The organism is Caballeronia concitans, from assembly GCF_001544615.1.
In the GTDB taxonomy this organism is placed as follows: domain Bacteria; phylum Pseudomonadota; class Gammaproteobacteria; order Burkholderiales; family Burkholderiaceae; genus Caballeronia; species Caballeronia concitans.
In genome coordinates this window covers 115533-136982 of the sequence record NZ_FCNV02000001.1, presented here as the reverse complement: position 1 = coordinate 136982, position 21450 = coordinate 115533, and the positions used below count along the sequence as shown (strand labels likewise).

Below are 21450 nucleotides of genomic sequence, written 5' to 3'. Positions count from 1 at the left end.
TTAGATATCCATATTGATCATGCCGCCGAAAGACACAGTCAACAACGGTCTAACCTCTGTACAGACACACGAGTTTCCGGTCATAGGTATCCGCTTCGAAGGGAACAACGCAGAGCAACGAGAATTGGATCTCAATCAACTCGGCCAATCAATTCAGGGGTTTGCGCGGATTCTCGCCGTCAGCGCGCACTTTCTGAAAACGAGTAAACTCTCGAAGCATCTTGACGCACTGGACGTACAGGTTGTTGCGGTTCCCGTCGCAGAGCATCATTGCTATGAAGTGTTGGCGGTAGTAAAGAGCATCGTCGGTAGCCGGGAACTGTGGTCCTGCGTATTTGGGGCTCTGCTTACTACCCTTGTCCAGTATGTGCTGTCCCGACGAGACAAAGACGAAATGAAGTATTTAAGCGAAGCCCTTCAACAGGCCCTTCGCAACAATCAGGGCACTGTCGATAAGCTGACGGATACCATCAACAAGATGGCGGATGCGCTCCGCCCAGCGGCACGACAGGCATTGACGCCCATCGATCGCTCGTGCAAAAACATCGACCTCTACGCAAGCGGAGAAAAGTTTGCGGAGTTGAGCGGCGACCACAAGCGAGCTTTCGCTGACGCCGATCTGGCGATTTCGGACCACACGGCCGTTTACGCCGGTTTGATATCCGAATTCGACATGACGACCGGATCATGCAAAGTAACGCTGGACGGCGACGTTGCACGTATTCCCGCGCAAGTCACCGATCCAATCTTCAATCGGCCCAACAATCCGTATGTGGAGGCGATGGCTGCAATGCGCATGCTCCGCTTTGTTGCAAAGGCAGAACTCAACTCGGACGGCGAGCCACTGAAGTTGTACATTTCCGATACCGCGGAAAACTCTCGGAGCAGCACTAACCCGCCGCTCACCCCCCAATCAGATTAACCACCTTCACATTCCGCGTATCCGGCACTTCGGCATACGAGATCACCTTCAACTGCGGCAGGCTCCGTCGCAGGAACCGGGCGAGCATCGCGCGCAGCGAATGCTGAACCAGCAACACCGGGGGCAACCCCAGATTCTGCTGCCGCATCATCGCGTTCTGCGTCGATGTCATCAGCGTTTGCGCCAGCCCCGGCTCCAGTCCCGGATTCGGCCCCGTCGATAGCGCCTGCGACAACACCCGCTCCAGCGTCGGATCGAGGCCCATCACCTGCAAGTCGTTGCTGCCCGGATACCACTGCTGCGTGATCGCGCGCCCGAGCGACAGACGCACCGCCGCCGTCAACTCGTACGCATCCGAAATGCGCGGCGCGTGTTCCTGCAGCGCGTCGAGAATCGTGCGCATGTCGCGGATCGGCACGCTCTCGTCGAGCAGGTTCTGCAACACCTTCTGCAAGGTCGTGAGCGACAGCACCTTCGGCACGAGATCGTCGGTGAGCGACGGCGTGTCCTTGCCGATACGCTCCAGCAACGCCTGCACTTCCTGTCGCCCGAGCAGTTCCGCCGCGTGCGTCACGACGAGATGATTCAAATGCGTCGCGACCACCGTGCTCGCATCGACGACCGTGTAGCCATACACCTGCGCCTGTTCGCGCATGTTCGTGTCGATCCACACCGCCGGCAGGCCGAACGCCGGATCGGTGGTCTGCGCGCCCGGCAGCGTCGCCGAAACCTGGCCCGGATTGATCGCGAGCCATTGACCCGGGAACGCCTCGCCGATGCCGACTTCCACGCCCTTCAGCGCAATGCGATACCCGTTCGGCCGCAATTCGAGGTTGTCGCGAATATGAATGACCGGCGGCAGAAAGCCGATTTCCTGCGCGAACTTCTTGCGAATGCCCTTGATGCGCTTGAGCAGTTCGCCGTCCGCATTGCGATCGACGAGCGGAATCAGCCGATAGCCCACTTCCAGCCCGAGCGGATCGATGAGCGCGACGTCCTCCCAGCTCGCCTCCGCGTTCTCGGCGGACGCGGCAGCGGCGGCGGCGATCGGCGTGACATCGGTGACGGCGCCCGCTTTCTTCTTCGCTTCGGCGCGCTTGTTCATCGAACGGGCCGCGTAGACGAGACCGCCGCCCAGCAGCAAGAACGCGAAGTGCGGCATGCCGGGAATCAGCCCCATCACGCCGATGATCACGCCGGTGATCATCAGCACGCGCGGGTTCTGGAACAACTGGCCGGTCAACTGCGTGCCGATGTCCTCGTCGGTCGCGACGCGCGAGACGATCACGCCCGCCGCCGTCGAAATGATGAGCGACGGAATCTGCGCGACGAGGCCATCGCCGATGGTCAGCAGCGTGTAGTTGGTCGCCGCGTGCGCGAAGTCCATGTCGTGCTGGAGCATGCCGACGATCAGCCCGCCCACGATGTTGATCACCATGATCAGCAGGCCCGCGATCGCGTCGCCGCGCACGAACTTCGATGCACCATCCATCGAACCGTAGAACTCCGCTTCCTGCGCCACCGCCGTACGGCGTTTCTTCGCGGTTTCCTCGTTGATGAGGCCGGCGTTCAGGTCGGCGTCGATGGCCATCTGCTTGCCGGGCATCGCGTCGAGCGTGAAGCGCGCGCCGACTTCCGCGATACGTCCCGCGCCCTTCGTGATCACCATGAAGTTGATGATCATCAGGATCACGAACACGACGATACCCACGGCGAAATTCCCGCCGACGAGAAAGTGCCCGAACGATTCGATCACCTGGCCCGCCGCGTCCGGACCCGTGTGGCCTTGCAGCAGCACGATACGCGTCGATGCCACGTTCAGCGAAAGCCGCAGCAGCGTCGAGAACAGCAGCACGCTCGGGAACGCCGCGAAATCGAGCGGCTTTTGCGTGTACATGCTGACGAGCAGCACCATCACCGCCAGCGCGATGTTGAACGTGAACAGCAGATCGAGCAGGAACGCAGGCAACGGCAGAATCATCATGCCGAGGATCATGCAGATCAGGATCGGGCCGGCGAGCGCCCGCAGGTTCTGCGTGCCGAGCGCGTCCGGCCGTTTGGCGAAAAATCCAGCGCGCGCGTTCATGCTGCGGCTCCTTGTGATGGGTTGTCGCCGGAAAGCGCTTCAGCGGCTTCCTCATCGGCGTCGGCGTCGGATACGCCGCCTTTGTCCAGTTCCTTCGGCACGTCGAGATCCGTGGGATCGTCGGGACGGATGCCGCCCTCGTCGCGATAACGCTTGAGCTGATAGACCCACGCGAGCACTTGCGCGACCGCGCCGTACAGCGCGCCCGGAATCTCGCGGTTGATCTCGACGTTGTGATACAGCGCGCGAGCAAGCGGCGGCGCTTCGAGCAGCGGCACGTTGTTTTCGCGGCCCAGTTCGCGGATGCGCGCCGCGACCAGATTCACGCCCTTCGCGACGACCTTCGGCGCGCGCATCTCGCCGTCGGCATACTTCAGCGCGACCGCGAAGTGCGTCGGGTTCGTGACGATGACATCGGCGGTCGGAATCGCCTGCATCATCCGGCGACGCGCGGCCGCGCGCTGCTGCTGGCGGATCTTGCCCTTGATGTGCGGATCGCCTTCGCTTTCCTTGTGCTCGCGCTTCACTTCTTCCTTGCTCATGCGCAGCTTCTTCGCGTGCGACCACATCTGATACGGCACGTCGACGGCGGCGACGAGAAACAGCCCGCCGATCGCCATGCCGCAGCACACGACGATGAGATGCATGACATCCGCGAGCGCGAGGCCGAGCGGCTTGGTCAGGAGGCCGAGCACTTCGGCCTTGCGGCTCCACATTGCCGATCCCGCCATGCCGCCGACGACGATCGTCTTCAGAATCGACATGCCGAGCTGAATCGGTCCCTGCGACGAGAACATCTTGCCGAGGCCGCTGACCGGATTGAGCCGCCCGAAGTTCGGCGCGAGCGGCTTCGTGGTGAGGAGCCAGCCGCCGAGCGCCATCGGCGCGGCGAGCGCGGCGACGGCCGTCAGCGCGAGCACCGGCAGCACGGCAAGCATGCCTTCCTTGCCGGCGTTGGCCGCGCCGATCATCATCTGGCGCGTGTCGAGAACGGTCTCGTGATTGAACGTGAACGCGCCGCGCAGAATGGACTGCAAATGACCGCTGATCGGCCCCGACAAACCCCACACGCCGAAAAATCCCGCCGCCAGCAGTGCAAACGACGCGAGTTCCCGCGAGCGCGCAACCTGGCCTTCCTCCCGCGCCTTTTCCAGGCGCTTGGGAGTGGCTGATTCGGTCTTTTCGAGATCGCTTTCTTCCGACACCGCGTGCTCCGCTCCGTACTTCGCTGTCCAGCAGGTTGCAAACGGCATCGAGCCGTTTTCTGATGGAGGCGATTATTGCGGAAGGCGTCGAGCAGCCATCGGCGGATTAGGCTCGCAAAAACCGGGTTAATCGACGGATAGCGGAAGCGCAATGGAAACGGCGCATGACCGGTGAAGTCATGCGCCGCGAGAATAGAGGAGAAACGCGCGTCAGGCGCCGGGCACGCGCCCGTCCGGGCCGTAGAAACCGGCTTTCGACGGCGCGACCTGCAACGCCGCGAGCGCCTTGCGGTTGTATTCCATGCGCGTGCGGATCAGCACGCCGTTGTTGTTGTTGCCCTGTTTCGCGCGGCGGGCGGCGGCGCACAGCAGCGCCCATTGCTCGGCGATCTGCGCATCGGTTTCGGCGGCGGCTTCCATGCCGATGAATCCGCCCGGCAGCCCGAGCGCGCCAAGTTGCGCGTCGCGCTGCTTCTCGAGTGTGCCGATGCGCTCGGTCAGCGCCGTCTTTTCCTCGATGATCCCCGGCAGCTCGGCGAGCGGCTGCGCGGCGATCAGCGCTTTTTCCTCGTGGGCGAGGAGGGATTCGAACGCCTGAACGGCGGCGACTTCTTCGATGACAGTGGCAAGCAGGGCGTCTCTCATTGCAGCTCGCTAAAACGCGGGTTGGGTCGAAGCCGCCCGGCGCTGTCCACGTCGTGTTCCGGGCGAGCCCGGGTCGTTGCGTTTCAGCCGCCGGTCGGCGGGGTTCTCGTTTGCAGCAGGTCGCGCGCGGTGCTCAAAATGCCGTCGGCGATCTTGCTGGTGTCCATCTTCAGGCTGCCGTCGCGGATCGCGGCCTTGATCGATTCGACTTTCGCCGTATCGATGTCCGAACCGTTCGATGCGCGCAGGTCGGACGACAACGTCGACAGGCTGACCGTCGATGTCCCGCCCGCTTTCACGTCATTGGCCGGCGCGGTGGTTGCGGCAGTTTTCGCATCGCCTTGCGATGCACGTTGCGCGCCGTCTTGCAGGCTCGCCAGAGTGGTGTTGCTTTTCGATTCGATTTTCACGATGTCCATTCCCGAACGTGTTGAGTCCTTTATCGGCGGTGGGTTTGGAAAACTTTACCCTGGCCTCTGTGGCGCAGCACACGTTCGGCGCGATCATCGCCCGGAAAGCCTTGCCGGACGGGGATTCGCTGGAATTGCAACAAAATGAAACATCGGGTCGGTGACGCTTTTCGGTGCGGTCTGGACTGCGCTGGCCCGGTCGGGAATGGACGGCCAGCGCGTCTTTACATCCGGATCTCCACCGTTTGACTGTCCTTCACGACGCCCGTGATGATCTGGCCCCCCGCCGTTTTCACGCGGATTTGCTGGCCGGGCGCGGCGTTGTTCATCGCGCTGCCTTCGGCGGAAATGGAGAAGCCGGAGCCGTCCGCGACCACATGAACCGTCTGGCCGATCGCCACGGAACTGGCCGCGCGCAGCATGTCGGTGCGCAGCGGCAGGCCCGCCGGCACGCGCGACAACGCGACCGCGCCGACCGCCTGCGACGGATCGGTGACGACGGCTTGCGGCATCGCGGTGAGATCGCCGTCGCGGGCGACGAGGTCGGCGCTGGCGAGCACTTCGCCCGGCGAAATGGCGCGCGCGGCGGTGTAGTACGTCGCGTTGATCGAGATGCGCGCCTGGACATACAGCGTCCACGGGCGCTCGCCGACGCAGCGCACGCCGACCGTCACGCGGCCCCAGAGACGCGCGCCCGTGGGCATGAACGGATCGAGCGCCGAGCAGGCGGCGAGGCCGCGCGGGAAAACGGGCGTGACGGTGATCTCGACCTTGCCGGGCAGGCCCGCGGTCTGTTGCTGCAAGAATGAGAGCGCAGCGGCGCGGATGGCTTCGCCGTCCTGCATCGTGGCGGCGGCTGCCGGCGCTTGCGTCGCTGCCGACGAAGGCGAAAAGCTCACGCGCTTAATCGGAGAAGCGGCGTCCGCGCTCGCGGGCGCGTAATTCGCGCGCTTGACCGGCGATGCCTCGCGTGCCGCGATCGGACGCGCGCCGGCGTTGCGGGACACGGCTGTGTCGTCGCGCGTGACGAGGACCGGAATCACATCGCGCGATGCGGCCGGCTTGACGGGCGACACCGGCTTTGCAGGCGCAACGGCAGCAACCGCGGCAACCGCAGCAACCGCAGCAGCAGCGGGCTTCGCCTCGCCGGTTCCGGGAATGACGATCATCCCGCTGGCGTCGTCCATTGCGTCGTCGGCGGCTTCGGCGCGGGCATCGAGCGCGAGCGCGGCGTGGCGCATGGCGGCATCGGCGGCTTTCGTCGCGGCGCGATAGCCGGGCGCAGGCGCAAGATACGGCGCGGGCGCCGGCGCAGCGACGGCCACGGGCGCAGCGGCAGGCTTCGCACCCAGCCCCTTCGCCATATCCGCCACCGCCGACGGATTCGTCTCCGCGTTGCCGGGAATCGCGATGAAGCCGTCGCTTTGCTGCGCGAACGCGCCCGCGGCCACGCCGACGAAGAGCGACACGCCCGCCACGCACCGCGACGCGCTGCGTGCAAACGACGCTGCACGACGCGCCGCTGCGTTCGACGGATGCCTGGCGGACCTGCTCATCACTTCACTCCTCGCTCGCCGCGCCAAGGCGCACACGCGTTATTCGATTCATCGATTCATTCGATCCGCCCACGGCGGCCACCGGCCGAGCGCCGGAAAAACGCCGGCTTCTCACCACGACCCAGATTCTAGATACGCCGCGCCGCGTCCAAGCCTCGAATAGAGGCCGCGTTTCCCGGTTATTCATCGGATTAGTAATTGCGCGCCGCTCCTAAGATGCGTGTCATGCAAAAAGGCCCGCGCGGTGCGCTGGGCGTATGCGACACAACGAACTTGGGGAACCCCGGGAATGCTAGACAAGCTCGACAAGGAATTCGCGTTCGGCCGCGAGGCGCTCGACGTACGCGCTTACCGGCAGGAACTGCTGTCGTCGAATATCGCCAACGCCGACACGCCCGGCTACAAGGCGCGCGACGTCGATTTCTCGACCGCGCTCGCCGGCGCGCTGAAGCAGGGCGGCGGCGCATCGGCATCGAATGCAGCGACGCTCAAGATGGCGCAGCCGGTCTCGATCAGCAGCGGCGCGTCGATGGCCGTGACCGCGAAGGGTCACATGTCCGGCACGTCGACGCTCGCCGCATCCGGCGGTCCGAGCGACGACTACGGCCGGCTCGCGTATCGCGTGCCGAGCCAGCCATCGCTCGACGGCAACACCGTCGATCTCGACGCCGAGCGCGTGCAGTTCGCGGACAACGCGCTGCACTTCGAAGCCGGCATGACGGTGCTCAGCTCGCAGATCAAGTCGATGCTGTCCGCCATCACGTCCAACAGCTAAGCGCAATTAAGAAAGGTTAAGGGAAGCCATGCCTTCATTGATGAACATATTCAGCGTCGCCGGTTCGGCGATGTCGGCTCAGGCGCAGCGCCTGAACGTGACCGCGTCGAATCTCGCGAACGCGGACAGCACGACCGGCCCGGACGGCCAGCCGTACAAGGCGAAGCAGGTCGTGTTCGCCGTCGATCCGCTCGGCGGCGCGAAAAGCGGCTCCGGCCAGCAGGTCGGCGGCGTGCAGGTCACGGGCGTCATCGACGATCCGAGTCCCATGAAAACCAGCTACGACCCGAGCAACCCGGCGGCGAACGCGGACGGCTACGTGACGCTGCCGAACGTCGATCCCGTGCAGGAGATGGTCAACATGATTTCCGCGTCGCGTTCCTACCAGGCGAACGTCGAGACGCTCAATACCGCCAAGCAATTGATGCTCAAGACTTTGACCATCGGAACCTGAACCGGACTCTGAGGATTAACCCGTGACCACCAACACCTCGATCGGCAGCAACGGCACCACCGTGTCGCAGACGCTGCTCGACACCATGAACGGCGCGTCGAGCGCGTCGTCGGCATCCAGCAGCAGCGGCACGAGCGGCACGTCCGCCTCGGATCTGCAGAACACGTTCCTGACGCTGCTCGTGACGCAGCTCAAGAACCAGGACCCGACCAATCCCGCCGACAGCTCGCAGATGACTTCGCAGCTCGCGCAGATCAACACCGTGTCGGGCATCGGCCAGTTGAACACGTCGCTCAGCTCGCTCGCGACGCAACTCTCCGCCGGCCAGTCGACGCAAGCCGCGATGCTCATCGGCTCGAACGTGCTCGCGCCGGGCAACACGGTGAGCGTGTCGAGCGGCGCGTCGTCGAACTTCGGCGTGCAGCTCGCCAACGATGTCAGCGACCTGCAGATCGTCGTGAAGGACAAGTCGGGGAACATCGTCAACACGCTCGATCTCGGCGCGCAAGGCGCGGGCGTCGTGCCGGTATCGGGCTGGAAGCCGGTCGATTCGAAGGGCGCCACGCTCGCGGACGGCAGCTACACGATCACCGCGCAAGGCACGATCAACGGCCAGCAGGCGACCGCGACGACGCTCGCGGCTTCGCAGGTGCAGAGCGTCGTGCAGATGTCGGGCGGCGCGCCGGGCCTCAAGCTCGCGAACGGTTCGACGGTCGCGCTGTCCAGCGTCGCCTCGATTCTTTGATTCCCCATTCCTTTGATGCCGGGACACGTCCGGCCAAGAGACAAACATGAGCTACCAACAAGCATTGAGCGGTCTGGGCGCCGCGTCGAGCGACCTCGATGTGATCGGCAACAACATCGCGAACTCGAATACCGTCGGCTTCAAGCAGGGCGCCGCGCAGTTCGCCGACATGTACGCGAGTTCCATGGCCACGGCCGTGTCGAACCAGATCGGCATCGGCACGCGCCTCGCGGAAGTGCAGCAGCAGTTCTCGCAAGGCACGATCACGACGACCAACCAGGCGCTCGACGTCGCCATCAACGGCAACGGCTTCTATCAGCTGTCGAACAACGGCTCGATCGTGTATTCGCGCAACGGCGTGTTCCATCTGGACGACAGCGGCAAGATCGTCAACTCGGCCGGCCTGCAACTGATGGGCTACGCAGCCGATTCGGGCGGCGTCGTCAACAGCGCGAGCACGGTGCCGCTGACCGTTCCGACCGCGAACATCGCGCCGAGCGCGACGAAAACCATCACCGCGGCGTTCAACCTGAACTCGCAGGACCCGGACAAGCCCGTTTCCGGCTTCGATCCGACCAACGGCAACACGTACAACGCATCGACTTCGGTGGATGTGTACGACTCGCTCGGCGGCACGCAGAAAGTGTCCGTCTACTTCACCAAGACCGACACCGGTACGTGGGAAGCGTATGCCGGCTACGGCGACCCCGTCTCGCAGCAGACCGACCTCGGCTCGGTGAGCTTCAATTCGTCGGGCGCGCTGACGGGCACGGCGTTGTCGTCCACGTCAAAGCCGGGCGTCAGCGTGCCGACGAGCGGCGGCACCAAGTTCACGTTCACGATTCCCAACGGCGCCGACAAAACGACGGGCGCGACGCAAACGATCACGCTCGATCTGTCCGGCACGACCCAGTACGGCGCGACGAGCGGCCTGTCGAACCTGCATCAGGACGGCAACAGCACGGGCGAACTGACGGGCTTCAGCGTCGGCACGGACGGCATGCTGACCGGCAACTACTCGAACGGCGAAACGAAAGCGCTCGGCCAGGTCGCCATCGCCAACTTCAACAACCAGAACGGCCTGCAGAACCTCGGCGGCAACGTGTACGCGCAGACGGCGGCTTCGGGCGCGGCGCAAGTGGGCGTGCCCGGCTCGACGAACCACGGCACGCTGCAAGGCGGCGCGGTGGAAGACTCGAACGTGGACCTGACGCACGAGCTCGTGGACCTGATCACCGCGCAGCGCAACTATCAGGCGAACGCGCAAACGATCAAGACGCAGCAGACCGTCGACCAGACGCTGATCAATCTGTAAGCGGCGTCCGCACGCATAGGAAACAGGAAAGCGATTCATGGACCGTCTGATCTACACCGCGATGACCGGCGCAAGCCAGTCGCTCGAGCAGCAAGCCGTCGTCGCGAACAACCTCGCGAACGCATCGACCACGGGTTTCAAGGCGCAGCTCGCGGCGTTCCGTCAGGTGCCGATGTCGTTCGAGAACCAGTCCGCCGACGGCTCGACGCGCACCTTCGTGCTCTCGTCGACGCCGACCGCCGATTACTCCGCCGGCCCGATCCAGCAGACCGGCAATCCGCTCGACGTGGCCGTTCAGGGACCGGGCTGGCTGTCCGTGCAAACGGCGGACGGCGGCGAGGCGTACACGCGCGCAGGAAATCTGCACGTCGATCAGAACGGCCAGCTCGTCACGGCGAACAACCTGCCGGTGCTCGGCAACGGCGGCCCGCTGTCGGTGCCGCCGGGCGCCGAAGTGACCATCGGCAAAGACGGGACGATCTCCGCGCTGATTCCGGGCGATCCGCCCACCGCGATCGCCACCGTCGATCAGCTGAAGCTCGTGAATCCCGATCCGGCGACGCTCACGCGCGGCGACGACGGCCTGTATCGCACTGCATCCGGCGACCCCGCCGATGCGGACCCGAGCGTGGTCGTGGCCGGCGGCGCGCTCGAAGGCAGCAACGTGAATCCGGTCTCCGCGATGGTCTCGATGATCACCAACGCGCGCCAGTTCCAGATGCAGACGAAGCTGATGGAATCGGCGGACCAGAACGAACAATCGGCCAACAAGCTGCTTAACTTCTCCTAAGCGGCGAAGCACACCAGGAAACGAACATGAATCGCTCTCTTTACATCGCCGCGACCGGCATGAACGCGCAGCAAGCGCAGATGGACGTGATCTCGAACAACCTCGCGAACGTGGCCACCAACGGCTTCAAGGGTTCGCGCGCGGTGTTCGAGGACCTGCTGTATCAGACGACCCGCCAGCCGGGCGCGAACTCGACGCAGCAAACCGAACTCGCCTCGGGCATTCAGCTCGGCACCGGCGTGCAGCAAGTCGCGACCGAGCGCCTCTACACGCAGGGCAATCTGCAGCAGACGGGCAATTCGAAGGACGTCGCCATCAACGGTCAAGGCTTCTTTCAGGTGACGATGCCCGACGGCACCACCGCCTACACGCGCGACGGCTCCTTCCAGACCAACGCGCAAGGCCAGCTCGTGACGTCGAGCGGCTACCAGCTGAATCCGGCGATCACCATTCCGCAGAACGCGACGTCGATCACCATCGGCTCGGACGGCACGGTATCGATCACGCAGCCGGGCACGACGGCCGCCACGAACGTCGGCGCCATTCAGCTCGCGACGTTCATCAACCCGGCCGGTCTCGAAGCGCGCGGCGAAAACCTGTTCTCCGAGACGGGCAGCTCGGGCGCGCCGAACGTGTCGCAGCCGGGACTGAACGGCGCGGGCTCGCTACAGCAAGGCTACGTGGAAGCGTCGAACGTGAACGTGGTGCAGGAACTCGTCAACATGATCCAGACGCAGCGCGCGTACGAAATCAACAGCAAGGCCGTGACGACGTCCGACCAGATGCTGCAGACGCTCTCGCAAATGCAGGTTTAACCCTCTATTCGACGGATGGAATTCGCGAGGATGGCGTCACACTAGCGCTACATTTCGCATCAAACGAGTTATCAAGATGTCGCTTAAACACCTCCTCGCGCGTGCCTCGACGGCGGCGCTGTTTTCCGCGCTGGCCGCATGCGGCCTCGTGCCGAAAGAGCCGATCATCCAGCAGCCGATGACCGCGCGTCCGCCGCAGCCGCCTTCCGGCACGCGCTCGCCCGGCGCGATCTACAACGCGGGCTACGCGGGCCGGCCGCTTTTCGAAGACCAGCGGCCGCGCAATGTCGGCGACATCCTGACGATCGTGATTTCCGAAAACGTCAACGCGACGAAGTCGTCGGCGGCGAACACCAACCGCGGCGGCTCCGGCTCGTTCGCGGTGCCGACGACGCCCGGCATCTTCGGCGGTCTCTTCAACAACACGAATCTCTCGGCGACCGGCGCGAACAAGTTCACGGCGGCGGGCGGCGCGAGCGCGGCCAACACGTTCAGCGGCACGCTGACCGTGACCGTCACCGAAGTGCTGCCGAACGGGAACCTGATGGTGAGCGGCGAGAAGCAGATGCTCATCAACCAGGGCAACGAATTCGTGCGCTTCTCGGGCGTCGTCAATCCGACGACCATCTCGGGCAGCAACACCGTGTACTCCACGCAAATCGCCGACGCGAAGATCGAATATTCGGCGAAGGGCTATATCGACGAAGCGGAGAACATGGGCTGGCTCCAACGCTTCTTCCTCAACGTCGCGCCGTTCTGATCATGACTCCGCTCCAACGTTTCGTTTCGTTCTCGCTCGCGGCCGCGCTGGTCGCCATCGGCGCCGCGCAGCATGCGCACGCCGAACGTCTCAAGGATCTCGTCTCGTTCCAGGGCGTGCGCGACAACCCGCTGATCGGCTACGGCCTCGTCGTGGGTCTCGACGGCACCGGCGACCAGACCATGCAGACGCCGTTCACCACGCAGTCGCTCACGAACATGCTCGGCAACCTGGGCATCACCGTGAATCCGGCGACGACGCAAAACATGCAGTTGAAGAACGTCGCCGCCGTGATGGTGACGGCGACGCTGCCGCCGTTCTCGCGTCCCGGCGAAGCGATCGACGTGACTGTTTCGTCGCTCGGTAACGCGAAGAGTCTGCGCGGCGGCACGCTGCTCATGTCGCCGCTGAAGGGCGCGGACGGCCAGGTCTACGCGATGGCGCAGGGCAACCTCGTCGTCGGCGGCGCGGGCGCGAGCGCGAACGGCAGCAAGGTGCAGGTCAACCAGCTCGCGGTGGGCCGCATTTCCGGCGGCGCGATCGTCGAGCGCGCGGTCCCGACGGCGCTCCAGCAGCAAGGCGGCGTCATGCAGATGGAAATGCGCGAGATGGACTTCGACACGACGCAGCGCGTGGTCGCGGCGGTGAACAACCAGTTCGGCATGGGCACGGCGCTCGCGCTCGATGGCCGCACGATCCAGCTTCGCGCGCCGACGGACGCCGCCGAGCAGGTGTCGTTCATGGCGCAGTTGCAGAACATCGATGTGCGTCCGGCGCAGGCCGCCGCGAAGGTGATTCTCAACGCGCGCACCGGGTCCATCGTGATGAATCAGATGGTCACGCTGCAGAACTGCGCGGTGGCGCACGGCAACCTGTCGGTGGTCATCAACACGCAGACGGCGGTGAGCCAGCCGAACGCGCTTTCCAACGGGCAGACGGTCGCGGCGAAGCAGTCGCAGATTCAGCTCAAGCAGGATAGCGGCGCGCTCAAGATGCTGTCGGCGGGCGCGAATCTCGCGGATGTCGTGAAGGGGCTGAACGCGCTCGGCGCGACGCCCGCGGACCTGATTTCGATCCTTCAATCGATGAAGGCGGCTGGCGCGCTGCGCGCCGACCTCGAAATCATCTAACGGGGGCGGCACATGAACTCGAATACGAACGGTATCGCCAGCACGCCGCTGGCATCGACCGATACGAGCGGACTGTCGAATCTCTCGAACCGGTTCGCGCTCGACACGCAGGGCTTTGATGCGCTGCGTGCGCAGGCCGGCGCGAATCCGCAGCAAGGTCTCAAGGCCGCCGCGCAGCAGTTCGACGCCGTCTTCACGCAGATGATGCTGAAGAGCATGCGCGACGCGACGCCGTCCGACAGTCCGTTCGAATCGAACGATTCGAAGTCGTTCACGGCGATGCTCGACCAGCAGTTGTCGCAGCAGATGTCGTCGAAGGGCATCGGCGTGGCGGACATGATGTTGAAGCAACTGATGCGCAACGCCGGCGGCAAGGCCGACGCGAACATCATGGGTGGCGCGGGCGGCGAAAAGTCGATGAACGCGATGCAGGCGCTCGGCGGCATGTCGGGCGGCGGCGGCGATATCGAATCGAACGCGGGCAACATCGCCGCGATGAACGCGATGGCGAAAGCCTATGCGGCGGCGCAGGCGAACAAGAACGGCGCTTCGCTCGGCGATGGCCGCGGTTATTCGGCGGCCAGCTCGCTGGAGCCGCCCGCGCACGGCAACGGTTCGGACAAGGTGAATGCGTTCGTCGAGCGGCTCGCGGCGCCCGCGCAGGCGGCGAGCGCGGCGACGGGCATTCCGGCGCGCTTCATCATCGGTCAGGCGGCGCTGGAATCGGGCTGGGGCAAACGCGAGATCAAGCAGGCGAACGGCCAGACGAGCCACAACATTTTCGGCATCAAGGCGACGAGCAGCTGGACCGGCAAGACGGTCAACGCGGTGACGACGGAATACGTGAACGGCCAGCCGAAGAAGGTGGTGGAGCGCTTCCGCGCCTACGATTCATACGAAGATGCGCTGACCGATTACGCGAGCTTCATCAAGAGCAATCCGCGCTATGCGCCGGTGGTGGAAGCGTCGCGCGACGTCGCGGGCTTCGCGCACGGCATGCAGAAGGCGGGCTACGCGACGGATCCGCAGTACGCGAAGAAGCTCATCTCGATCATGAAGCAGATCGTTTGACGCAGCGCGGCGGCCACTCGCGAGGCACTTGCGGGGCGTCCGGAGGGTGCAAACGTTTTACGTCGATGGGGACGGCGCGCCACACAGAAATTTCGCGACGGCCCCTAAACTTTTCATGAGGCATGCCGCTAACTCGTGGACGACAGTACCGGATCGACGGGGTCCGGTTCGCTGAGCGGCGTAAAAAAGACCGGCGATGCGAGGGCAAATTGAACACGGCCAGCACCATGAATACCAATCACAAGCATGACTTTGCCGATGACGAGATCGACCACGAAGTGGATTTCGGGCGTCGGAATCCGCTGGAGATCGGCGTATCGCTGCGCAATCTGGCGAATCGCGGGGATTTTCTGACGGCGCAATATGGCGACGGGCAGATCGTGACGCGGCTGCTGGATGTCGATGTGACGTCGCATCGATTCACGTTCGACTGGGGCGGCGTGGCGGAGCAGAATCGCGATGTGCTGCGTGCGCAGAAGCTCGTTTTTCATGCGGCGCCGGAGGGGGTTCGCGTGGAGTTCACGACGGGCATGGCGCGCGAGACCCTGTTCGATGGCCGGCCGGCGTTCGAGGCGGACTTTCCGCCGGTGTTGTATTACATGCAGCGTCGCGAGTATTTCCGCGTCGAGGCGCCGGTGCTGGATCCTTATATTTGCAGCGGTTCGCTGGCGGATGGCGACCGGTTCCGCTTCGAGGTGCACGATCTGTCGCTGGGCGGCGTGGCGTTGCGCACGATGGACGAGCGCGTCGCGGATATGGAAATGGGCGTCGTGATTCAGGATGCTGAATTGCACTTCACCGCTACGGGTAAGGTGACGCTTGATCTCAAGTTGGTCTCGCACCGGGAGACGCTTACGCCGAAGGGCGATCGGCGGTTCACGCTCGGGTTCAAGTTCGTTTCAATGCCGGGGTCGGCGGAGAATACTCTCCAGCGGCTCATTACTCAGTTGGAAATGAAGCGGCGTTCATTGGTCAGGTGAGGGTTTTTGCCCCTTTCTTGCAGGGGCGGGCTTTTCTTCGTTTTTTCGTGTCGGTCTATTAGCTCGCCCCTCCCCGGGGCGGGGGTCACTTTCTTTGCTGCTGCAAAGAAAGTAACCAAAGAAAGCAGCTTTTTCGCCCGCAGTCCGTTTTGATGGTGCACTCCGTAGAACCACGTTGGCACTCAGCTTGACACAGCCCTGAATCACCTTCCGCGCCCGCCGAGCGCCACCCCATGCGAGCCCCCTGGCTCGTTAACACCATCGGCGTGCAGCGGACCGCGTTGCTGCATCTCTCACCACTGAATCTGCCATCCAGCGCCGGTAAGTCATGCGGATTGGGCTTACGCGCGTGTCTGGTGCTGCGTGAAGTCTTTTCTCTCGCGTGAGACGTCGTACGCGATGGTGTTGTCGGGCCCGGGGGCTCGCATGGGGTGGCGCTCAGTGGGCGCGGAAGGTGATTCAAGGCTGTTTCAAACTGAGTGCCAACGTGGGTCTACGGAGTGGGCACGCCTTCGATGCTTCGGGCCAACAAAGCTGCTTTCTTTGGTTACTTTCTTTGCAGCAGCAAAGAAAGTAACCCCCGCCCCGGGGAGGGGCGTGCTAATAGACCGACGCGAATAATAAGCATTGAAAACCCGCCGCGCGCGCCGAAGGGACGTGGCGCTCAGTGGGCGCGGAAGGTGATTCAAGTTTGCGTGAAGCTGAGTGCCAATCTGCCTCTACGGAGTGGCCAGAGATTTCGTGCTTTGGGCAAAGAAAGCTGCTCTCCCCCGCCCCGGGGAAGGGGCAACGCAAATAGACCGACGCGAAAACAAGCTCCCCGGACGAAAAACCCCAACGTCCGCACTCCAGTGCAAAACCCAAAGATAGCCCCAAATCCCCCCTCTATTCCCCCCATCACAACCTTACGCGATAGCGAACAATGCATCCTATCGAAAGAGGCACGCATTCATGGCTACCACGACCGCAAACCAGCAACCCATCGTTCCCGCTAAAAGCGGCAAACTCAAGCGCATCCTGATCATCGCGATCGGCGCAATCGTCCTGCTCGGCGCGGGTGCCGGCGGCGCCTACTTCCTGCTCGGAAAATCCGGCCACGCCAGCAAGCCCGCACCGCCGCCGCCCGTGTTCTTCCCGCTCGATTCGCTCACCGTCAACCTGCAAGCCGACGACGGCATCATGCATTACCTGCGCGTCGGTCTCACGCTCAAGCTCAAGGAAGAGAAAGCCCAGGCCGCGCTGACCGAACGCATGCCCGAAATCCGCAGCCGCGTGCTGCTCATCCTCTCGGCCAAGCACCCGGAAGACCTCGCGACCATCGACGGCAAACGCAAGCTCGCCGCCGAACTGCGCAGCGCCGTCGAAAGCATCGCCAGCACGCCCGATCATCCGGTGCATGTCGATGATGTGCTGTTCACCGAATTCGTCGTCCAGTAAGCCCACGACATCCAATCTTTAAGGAACGAACAGAGTCATGGGCCACGAAGAGTTCATGTCGCAAGAGGAGGTCGATGCCCTCCTCAAGGGCGTCACCGGCGAAATCGACCAGGTCTCCGACGAGAACAAACCCGTCGGTGTGCGTCCCTACAACATCGCGACGCAGGAACGCATCGTCCGCGGCCGGATGCCCGGCCTCGAAATCATCAACGACCGCTTCGCGCGACTCATGCGCGTCGGCATCTTCAACTTCATGCGGCGATCGGCGGAAATCTCCGTCGGCCCCGTGAAAGTGCAGAAATACAGCGAATTCACGCGCAATCTGCCCATCCCGACGAACCTGAACCTCGTCCACGTGAAGCCGTTACGCGGCACGTCGCTCTTCGTGTTCGATCCGAACCTCGTGTTCTTCGTCGTCGATAACCTCTTCGGCGGCGACGGGCGGTTTCATACGCGCGTCGAAGGCCGCGAGTTCACGCAGACCGAGCAGCGCATCATCCACAAGCTGCTCAACCTCGTGTTCGAGCACTACGCGGCCTCGTGGCGCAGCGTGCGCCCGCTGCAGTTCGAATACATGCGCTCCGAGATGCACACGCAGTTCGCGAACGTCGCGACGCCCAACGAGATCGTCATCGTCACGCAGTTCACGATCGAATTCGGCTCGACGGGCGGCACGCTGCACATCTGCTTTCCATACTCGATGATCGAGCCGATCCGCGACGTGCTCTCCTCGCCCATTCAGGGCGAAGCGCTCGAAGTGGACCGCCGCTGGGTCCGCGTGCTGTCGCAGCAGGTGCAATCGGCGGAAGTGGAGTTGACGGTGGATCTCGCGGAGGTTCGATCGTCGTTCGAAAAGCTGCTCAACATGCGCGTGGGCGATGTCTTGCCGATCGATATCCCCGAGCAGGTCGTCGCCAAGGTGGACGGCGTGCCCGTGATGGAATGCGGCTACGGAATTTTCAATGGTCAATACGCGCTGCGCGTCCAGAAGATGATCAGCGCAAGCGATTCCCCGAAGGAAGGTAGTTATGAGTGATTTGATGCAGGAAGGCACGCAGCCTGGCGCGACCGTTTCGACCGACGACGAGATGGCCATGGACGACTGGGCGGCCGCGCTCGCCGAACAAAACGGCAACGAAGCACCGGCCACATCCGCCGGCGTGTTCCAGCCGCTGTCGAAGGCCACGCCGCCGTCGACGCGCAACGACATCGAGATGATTCTCGACATCCCCGTGCAGATGACGGTGGAACTCGGCCGCACGAAGATCGCGATCCGCAACCTGCTGCAGCTTGCGCAAGGCTCGGTCGTGGAACTCGACGGTCTCGCCGGCGAACCGATGGACGTGCTCGTGAACGGCTGTCTCATCGCGCAGGGCGAAGTGGTCGTCGTGAACGACAAGTTCGGCATTCGCCTGACGGACATCATCACGCCGTCCGAACGTATCCGGAAGCTGAATCGATGAAACGCTTCGCCGCTGGTTCGTTGTCCGCCGTACCGCTTATGGCCGTACCGCTTTTCGCCCGTGCCGCCGACATGAACGCGGTGAATCACGCGGCGCAGATCGCGTCGGGCGTGGGCGCGGGAAGCGCGGTGCCGTCGCTCGGCTTCGGCGCGGTGCTGCAGACGCTCTTCGGGCTCGTCATCGTGATCGGCTTCGTGTTCGGCTGCGCATGGCTCGCCCGCAAGTTCGGCTTTCAGGGCGGCAAGCGAAGCGGTCTCGTGAAGGTGGTGGGCGGCGCATCGCTCGGCAACAAGGAACGCGTGGCGGTCGTCGAGATCGGCGATACGTGGCTCGTGCTCGGTGCGGGGCCCGGCAACGTGCGGCTTCTGCATACGATGCCCGCCGGATCCGCCGAAGCCGATGGTATCGGCAATCAGACGCCGACACCCGCGCAAACGTTGCCGGGCTCATTCGGTCAGCGCTTTCGCGATGCACTTGCAGGCGAAGCGAACAAGCGCATGCAGAAGTTCGTCGGCGGCGCGAAGTAGTTCGACGCAGCGCAGCGGCGACAAGGCGCGCGGTCCGCGAGGATCGCGCGCTTTTGCTTTCATGCCCTGAAAAAGGGACTCGAACGCATGCGGCAATAGAACGAGTTAGCCCCGAATTGCCCTTCTTTTCGCGCCATCGTTTGCGGGTCGGGTGGTCAACAATGCAGCCTGTCGATCAAGACTACGGTTCGTAGGCAGGAGCAAGTCATGCAGGTCAGTCGTAACATCGTGCGCGCAGTGAAGGTTGGAGCGAAGGTCGCGCTGCCCGTTGTCATCGCGTTGATGCCGTACGCGGCGTTCGCGCAAAGCACGGCGGGTCTGCCCGCCTTCAACACGAGTCCCGGCCCCAACGGCGGCACGACGTACTCGCTCAGCGTGCAGACGATGCTGCTGCTGACGATGCTCTCGTTCCTCCCCGCGATGGTCCTGATGATGACGAGCTTCACGCGCATCATCATCGTGCTGTCGCTGTTGCGTCAGGCGCTCGGCACGTCGAGCACGCCGCCGAATCAGGTGCTCGTCGGCCTCGCGCTCTTTCTCTCGTTCTTCGTGATGTCGCCGGTGCTCGACCGCGCATACAACGACGCATACAAGCCCTTTTCCGAAGGCACCATTGCGATGGATCAGGCGATGACGCGCGGCGTCGCGCCCTTCAAGCAGTTCATGCTGAAGCAGACGCGCGAGTCTGACCTCGCGCTTTTCGCCCGCATTTCCAAGGCTCCGCCGATGAACGGCCCCGAGGACGTCCCGCTTTCGCTGCTGGTGCCGTCGTTCGTGACGAGCGAGCTGAAGACGGGCTTTCAGATCGGCTTCACGATTTTCATTCCGTTTCTCATCATCGACATGGTGGTGGCGAGCGTGCTCATGTCGATGGGCATGATGATGGTTTCGCCATCGACGATCGCGCTGCCGTTCAAGCTGATGCTGTTCGTGCTCGTCGATGGCTGGCAGTTGCTGATCGGCTCGCTCGCGCAGAGCTTCGTTTCGTGAGGACACGCAGATGACACCCGAATCCGTCATGACGATGGCGCATCAGGCGATGTATGTCGCCTTGTTGCTGGCTGCGCCGTTGCTGCTGGTGGCGCTCGTCGTCGGTCTGGTGGTGAGCCTGTTCCAGGCGGCTACGCAGATCAACGAATCGACGCTGTCGTTCATTCCGAAGCTGATTGCCGTCGCGGTGACGCTGGTGATTGCCGGTCCGTGGATGCTTTCGACGCTGCTCGATTACATGCGTCACGTGTTCACCATCACGCCCGCGATCACGGGCTGAGATCGCCGCGATGTTTTCCGTCACTTATGCGCAGCTCAATGGCTGGCTGACCGCGTTCCTGTGGCCGTTCGTGCGAATTCTCGCGCTCGTGGCCACCGCGCCGGTGCTGAGCCACATGGCCATTCCGATGCGCGTGAAGATCGCGCTTGCTGCGTTCGTCACGCTGATTGTCGCGCCGACGTTGCCCGCGATGCCGCAGGCGACGGTGTTTTCGGCGGCGGGCGTGTGGATCATCGTCAATCAGTTTTTGATTGGCGCGGCCATCGGCATGACGATGCAGATTGCGTTCGCGGCCGTCGATGCGGCGGGCGAGTTCATCGGGCAGCAGATGGGCCTGGGATTCGCGATGCTTTACGATCCGCGCGCGGGCGGCAATGCGGTGGTGGTATCGCGATACCTCAATACGTTGGCGATGCTCGCCTTTCTCGTATTCGACGGGCATCTGCAGTTGATCGGCGCGCTCATCACCACGTTTCAGAACGTGCCCGTCGGGGCGAATGTCGTGGCGTCTGCGGCTCATGCACAAGGCTGGCGGGTGCTGGTTGGCTACGGCGCCAGTATCTTTGCAACGGGCTTGTTGCTCGCACTGCCGGTGGTCGCGGCGCTCTTGATCGCCAACCTCGCTTTGGGGATTCTTAATCGCGCTGCGCCGCAGATCGGGATCTTTCAGGTCGGGTTTCCCGTGACGATGCTCATCGGGCTTTTGTTGCTTCAGCTCATGGTGCCGAATCTCTTGCCGTTCTTTCTTCGAATCTTCGATTCGGGGATTGAACAGGTGGGGCGTGTGGCGCAGGGGTTTTTCTAACTGCGTTTCTTCTTCGTTTTCTTCGTTTATACGCGTCGGTCTATTAGCACGCCCCTCCCCGGGGCGGGGGTCACTTTCTTTGCTGCTGCAAAGAAAGTAACCAAAGAAAGCAGCTTTCTCGCCCGTGGTTCGGTTTGACGGAGCACTCCGTAGAACCAGGTTGGCACTCAGCTTGAAACAGCCTTGAATCACCTTCCGCGCCCGCTGAGCGCTACCCCATGCGAGCCCCCGGGCTCGACAAAACCATCGGTACGCAACGCATCACGCAATGCCACGAGTCCCGATGAAA

General features: G+C 63.5%; 23 protein-coding genes. 18 read left to right on the top strand and 5 right to left on the bottom strand.

Going from position 1 to position 21450, the window contains the following annotated elements; all coding sequences use genetic code 11:
- Positions 1-19 precede the first annotated feature (19 nt).
- Positions 20-922: a DUF7946 domain-containing protein gene (locus AWB72_RS00650; RefSeq protein WP_040052856.1), complete on the top strand. Its 903-nt coding sequence runs from the start codon at positions 20-22 to the stop codon at positions 920-922.
- Here AWB72_RS00650 and flhA read toward each other — a convergent pair.
- The 5 genes from flhA to flgA all read right to left on the bottom strand — a co-directional run bounded on the left by flhA (position 903) and on the right by flgA (position 6824).
- On the bottom strand, positions 903-3008 hold the full coding sequence (gene flhA, locus AWB72_RS00645; protein WP_040052857.1) for a flagellar biosynthesis protein FlhA: 2106 nt from the start codon (positions 3006-3008) through the stop codon (positions 903-905). The two genes, AWB72_RS00650 and flhA, sit on opposite strands and share 20 nt — an antisense overlap.
- Positions 3005-4213 (bottom strand): flagellar biosynthesis protein FlhB, encoded by a 1209-nt coding sequence (gene flhB, locus AWB72_RS00640; protein ID WP_040052892.1) that lies wholly within the window; start codon positions 4211-4213, stop codon positions 3005-3007. The genes flhA and flhB overlap by 4 nt, the downstream gene beginning before the upstream one ends.
- Before the next feature lie 210 nt (positions 4214-4423).
- Positions 4424-4858 (bottom strand): flagellar protein FlgN, encoded by a 435-nt coding sequence (locus AWB72_RS00635; RefSeq protein ID WP_040052858.1) that lies wholly within the window; start codon positions 4856-4858, stop codon positions 4424-4426.
- A gap of 83 nt (positions 4859-4941) precedes the next feature.
- Positions 4942-5268 (bottom strand): flagellar biosynthesis anti-sigma factor FlgM, encoded by a 327-nt coding sequence (gene flgM, locus AWB72_RS00630; protein WP_040052893.1) that lies wholly within the window; start codon positions 5266-5268, stop codon positions 4942-4944.
- Between the two features lie 224 nt (positions 5269-5492).
- Positions 5493-6824, bottom strand: coding sequence for a flagellar basal body P-ring formation chaperone FlgA (flgA, locus tag AWB72_RS00625; protein ID WP_040052859.1), 1332 nt, complete (start codon positions 6822-6824; stop codon positions 5493-5495).
- A gap of 289 nt (positions 6825-7113) precedes the next feature.
- On the opposite strand from flgA, the gene flgB reads away from it, so the two are divergent.
- The 17 genes from flgB (at position 7114) to fliR (ending at position 21161) form a co-directional block, all read left to right on the top strand.
- Positions 7114-7599 (top strand): flagellar basal body rod protein FlgB, encoded by a 486-nt coding sequence (gene flgB / locus AWB72_RS00620; RefSeq protein ID WP_040052860.1) that lies wholly within the window; start codon positions 7114-7116, stop codon positions 7597-7599.
- A 28-nt stretch (positions 7600-7627) separates the two neighbouring features.
- Positions 7628-8053, top strand: a complete 426-nt coding sequence (flgC, locus tag AWB72_RS00615) for a flagellar basal body rod protein FlgC (protein WP_035962196.1) — start codon at positions 7628-7630, stop codon at positions 8051-8053.
- Positions 8054-8075: 22 nt separating this feature from the next.
- On the top strand, positions 8076-8798 hold the full coding sequence (locus tag AWB72_RS00610; protein ID WP_040052861.1) for a flagellar hook assembly protein FlgD: 723 nt from the start codon (positions 8076-8078) through the stop codon (positions 8796-8798).
- 46 nt (positions 8799-8844) lie between these two features.
- Positions 8845-10113, top strand: coding sequence for a flagellar hook protein FlgE (gene flgE, locus AWB72_RS00605; protein WP_040052862.1), 1269 nt, complete (start codon positions 8845-8847; stop codon positions 10111-10113).
- 37 nt (positions 10114-10150) lie between these two features.
- A complete protein-coding gene (gene flgF / locus AWB72_RS00600) occupies positions 10151-10903 on the top strand; it encodes a flagellar basal-body rod protein FlgF (protein ID WP_040052863.1) in 753 nt (250 codons plus the stop codon).
- 26 nt (positions 10904-10929) lie between these two features.
- Positions 10930-11718: a flagellar basal-body rod protein FlgG gene (gene flgG, locus AWB72_RS00595; protein ID WP_040052864.1), complete on the top strand. Its 789-nt coding sequence runs from the start codon at positions 10930-10932 to the stop codon at positions 11716-11718.
- Between the two features lie 76 nt (positions 11719-11794).
- Positions 11795-12478, top strand: a complete 684-nt coding sequence (locus AWB72_RS00590) for a flagellar basal body L-ring protein FlgH (RefSeq protein WP_052450103.1) — start codon at positions 11795-11797, stop codon at positions 12476-12478.
- Between the two features lie 2 nt (positions 12479-12480).
- Entirely contained in the window at positions 12481-13608 is a 1128-nt protein-coding gene (locus AWB72_RS00585) for a flagellar basal body P-ring protein FlgI (RefSeq protein WP_040052866.1), read from the top strand.
- A 12-nt stretch (positions 13609-13620) separates the two neighbouring features.
- A complete protein-coding gene (flgJ, locus tag AWB72_RS00580) occupies positions 13621-14679 on the top strand; it encodes a flagellar assembly peptidoglycan hydrolase FlgJ (protein WP_040052867.1) in 1059 nt (352 codons plus the stop codon).
- 227 nt (positions 14680-14906) lie between these two features.
- The gene (locus AWB72_RS00575) at positions 14907-15659 is read left to right on the top strand and encodes a flagellar brake protein (protein ID WP_040052868.1); all 753 of its coding nucleotides are present in this window, start codon (positions 14907-14909) and stop codon (positions 15657-15659) included.
- A gap of 951 nt (positions 15660-16610) precedes the next feature.
- The gene (fliL, locus tag AWB72_RS00570) at positions 16611-17096 is read left to right on the top strand and encodes a flagellar basal body-associated protein FliL (RefSeq protein ID WP_040052869.1); all 486 of its coding nucleotides are present in this window, start codon (positions 16611-16613) and stop codon (positions 17094-17096) included.
- A gap of 37 nt (positions 17097-17133) precedes the next feature.
- Complete coding sequence (gene fliM, locus AWB72_RS00565) at positions 17134-18132, top strand: flagellar motor switch protein FliM (RefSeq protein ID WP_040052870.1); 999 nt, start codon at positions 17134-17136, stop codon at positions 18130-18132.
- The gene (fliN, locus tag AWB72_RS00560; protein ID WP_040052871.1) at positions 18125-18559 is read left to right on the top strand and encodes a flagellar motor switch protein FliN; all 435 of its coding nucleotides are present in this window, start codon (positions 18125-18127) and stop codon (positions 18557-18559) included. The genes fliM and fliN overlap by 8 nt, the downstream gene beginning before the upstream one ends.
- A complete protein-coding gene (gene fliO / locus AWB72_RS00555; protein ID WP_040052872.1) occupies positions 18556-19086 on the top strand; it encodes a flagellar biosynthetic protein FliO in 531 nt (176 codons plus the stop codon). Before fliN ends, fliO begins: the two co-directional genes overlap by 4 nt.
- Before the next feature lie 207 nt (positions 19087-19293).
- Positions 19294-20076, top strand: a complete 783-nt coding sequence (fliP, locus tag AWB72_RS00550) for a flagellar type III secretion system pore protein FliP (RefSeq protein ID WP_040052873.1) — start codon at positions 19294-19296, stop codon at positions 20074-20076.
- Positions 20077-20086: 10 nt separating this feature from the next.
- Positions 20087-20356 carry a flagellar biosynthesis protein FliQ gene (gene fliQ / locus AWB72_RS00545; protein WP_008352562.1) on the top strand — a complete coding sequence of 90 codons (270 nt, stop codon included), beginning with the start codon at positions 20087-20089 and terminating at the stop codon, positions 20354-20356.
- 10 nt (positions 20357-20366) lie between these two features.
- A complete protein-coding gene (gene fliR, locus AWB72_RS00540) occupies positions 20367-21161 on the top strand; it encodes a flagellar biosynthetic protein FliR (RefSeq protein ID WP_040052874.1) in 795 nt (264 codons plus the stop codon).
- Positions 21162-21450 lie beyond the last annotated feature (289 nt).

What these genes read in the sequence shown, in the direction of transcription:
- AWB72_RS00650 (WP_040052856.1), top strand. Translation starts at nt 20, where the DNA reads ATGCCGCCGAAAGACACAGTCAACAACGGTCTAACCTCTGTACAGACA.
- flhA (WP_040052857.1), bottom strand. Translation starts at nt 3,008, where the DNA reads ATGAACGCGCGCGCTGGATTTTTCGCCAAACGGCCGGACGCGCTCGGC.
- AWB72_RS00635 (WP_040052858.1), bottom strand. Translation starts at nt 4,858, where the DNA reads ATGAGAGACGCCCTGCTTGCCACTGTCATCGAAGAAGTCGCCGCCGTT.
- flgA (WP_040052859.1), bottom strand. Translation starts at nt 6,824, where the DNA reads ATGAGCAGGTCCGCCAGGCATCCGTCGAACGCAGCGGCGCGTCGTGCA.
- flgB (WP_040052860.1), top strand. Translation starts at nt 7,114, where the DNA reads ATGCTAGACAAGCTCGACAAGGAATTCGCGTTCGGCCGCGAGGCGCTC.
- flgC (WP_035962196.1), top strand. Translation starts at nt 7,628, where the DNA reads ATGCCTTCATTGATGAACATATTCAGCGTCGCCGGTTCGGCGATGTCG.
- flgE (WP_040052862.1), top strand. Translation starts at nt 8,845, where the DNA reads ATGAGCTACCAACAAGCATTGAGCGGTCTGGGCGCCGCGTCGAGCGAC.
- flgF (WP_040052863.1), top strand. Translation starts at nt 10,151, where the DNA reads ATGGACCGTCTGATCTACACCGCGATGACCGGCGCAAGCCAGTCGCTC.
- flgG (WP_040052864.1), top strand. Translation starts at nt 10,930, where the DNA reads ATGAATCGCTCTCTTTACATCGCCGCGACCGGCATGAACGCGCAGCAA.
- AWB72_RS00590 (WP_052450103.1), top strand. Translation starts at nt 11,795, where the DNA reads ATGTCGCTTAAACACCTCCTCGCGCGTGCCTCGACGGCGGCGCTGTTT.
- AWB72_RS00585 (WP_040052866.1), top strand. Translation starts at nt 12,481, where the DNA reads ATGACTCCGCTCCAACGTTTCGTTTCGTTCTCGCTCGCGGCCGCGCTG.
- flgJ (WP_040052867.1), top strand. Translation starts at nt 13,621, where the DNA reads ATGAACTCGAATACGAACGGTATCGCCAGCACGCCGCTGGCATCGACC.
- AWB72_RS00575 (WP_040052868.1), top strand. Translation starts at nt 14,907, where the DNA reads ATGAATACCAATCACAAGCATGACTTTGCCGATGACGAGATCGACCAC.
- fliL (WP_040052869.1), top strand. Translation starts at nt 16,611, where the DNA reads ATGGCTACCACGACCGCAAACCAGCAACCCATCGTTCCCGCTAAAAGC.
- fliM (WP_040052870.1), top strand. Translation starts at nt 17,134, where the DNA reads ATGGGCCACGAAGAGTTCATGTCGCAAGAGGAGGTCGATGCCCTCCTC.
- fliN (WP_040052871.1), top strand. Translation starts at nt 18,125, where the DNA reads ATGAGTGATTTGATGCAGGAAGGCACGCAGCCTGGCGCGACCGTTTCG.
- fliO (WP_040052872.1), top strand. Translation starts at nt 18,556, where the DNA reads ATGAAACGCTTCGCCGCTGGTTCGTTGTCCGCCGTACCGCTTATGGCC.
- fliP (WP_040052873.1), top strand. Translation starts at nt 19,294, where the DNA reads ATGCAGGTCAGTCGTAACATCGTGCGCGCAGTGAAGGTTGGAGCGAAG.
- fliQ (WP_008352562.1), top strand. Translation starts at nt 20,087, where the DNA reads ATGACACCCGAATCCGTCATGACGATGGCGCATCAGGCGATGTATGTC.
- fliR (WP_040052874.1), top strand. Translation starts at nt 20,367, where the DNA reads ATGTTTTCCGTCACTTATGCGCAGCTCAATGGCTGGCTGACCGCGTTC.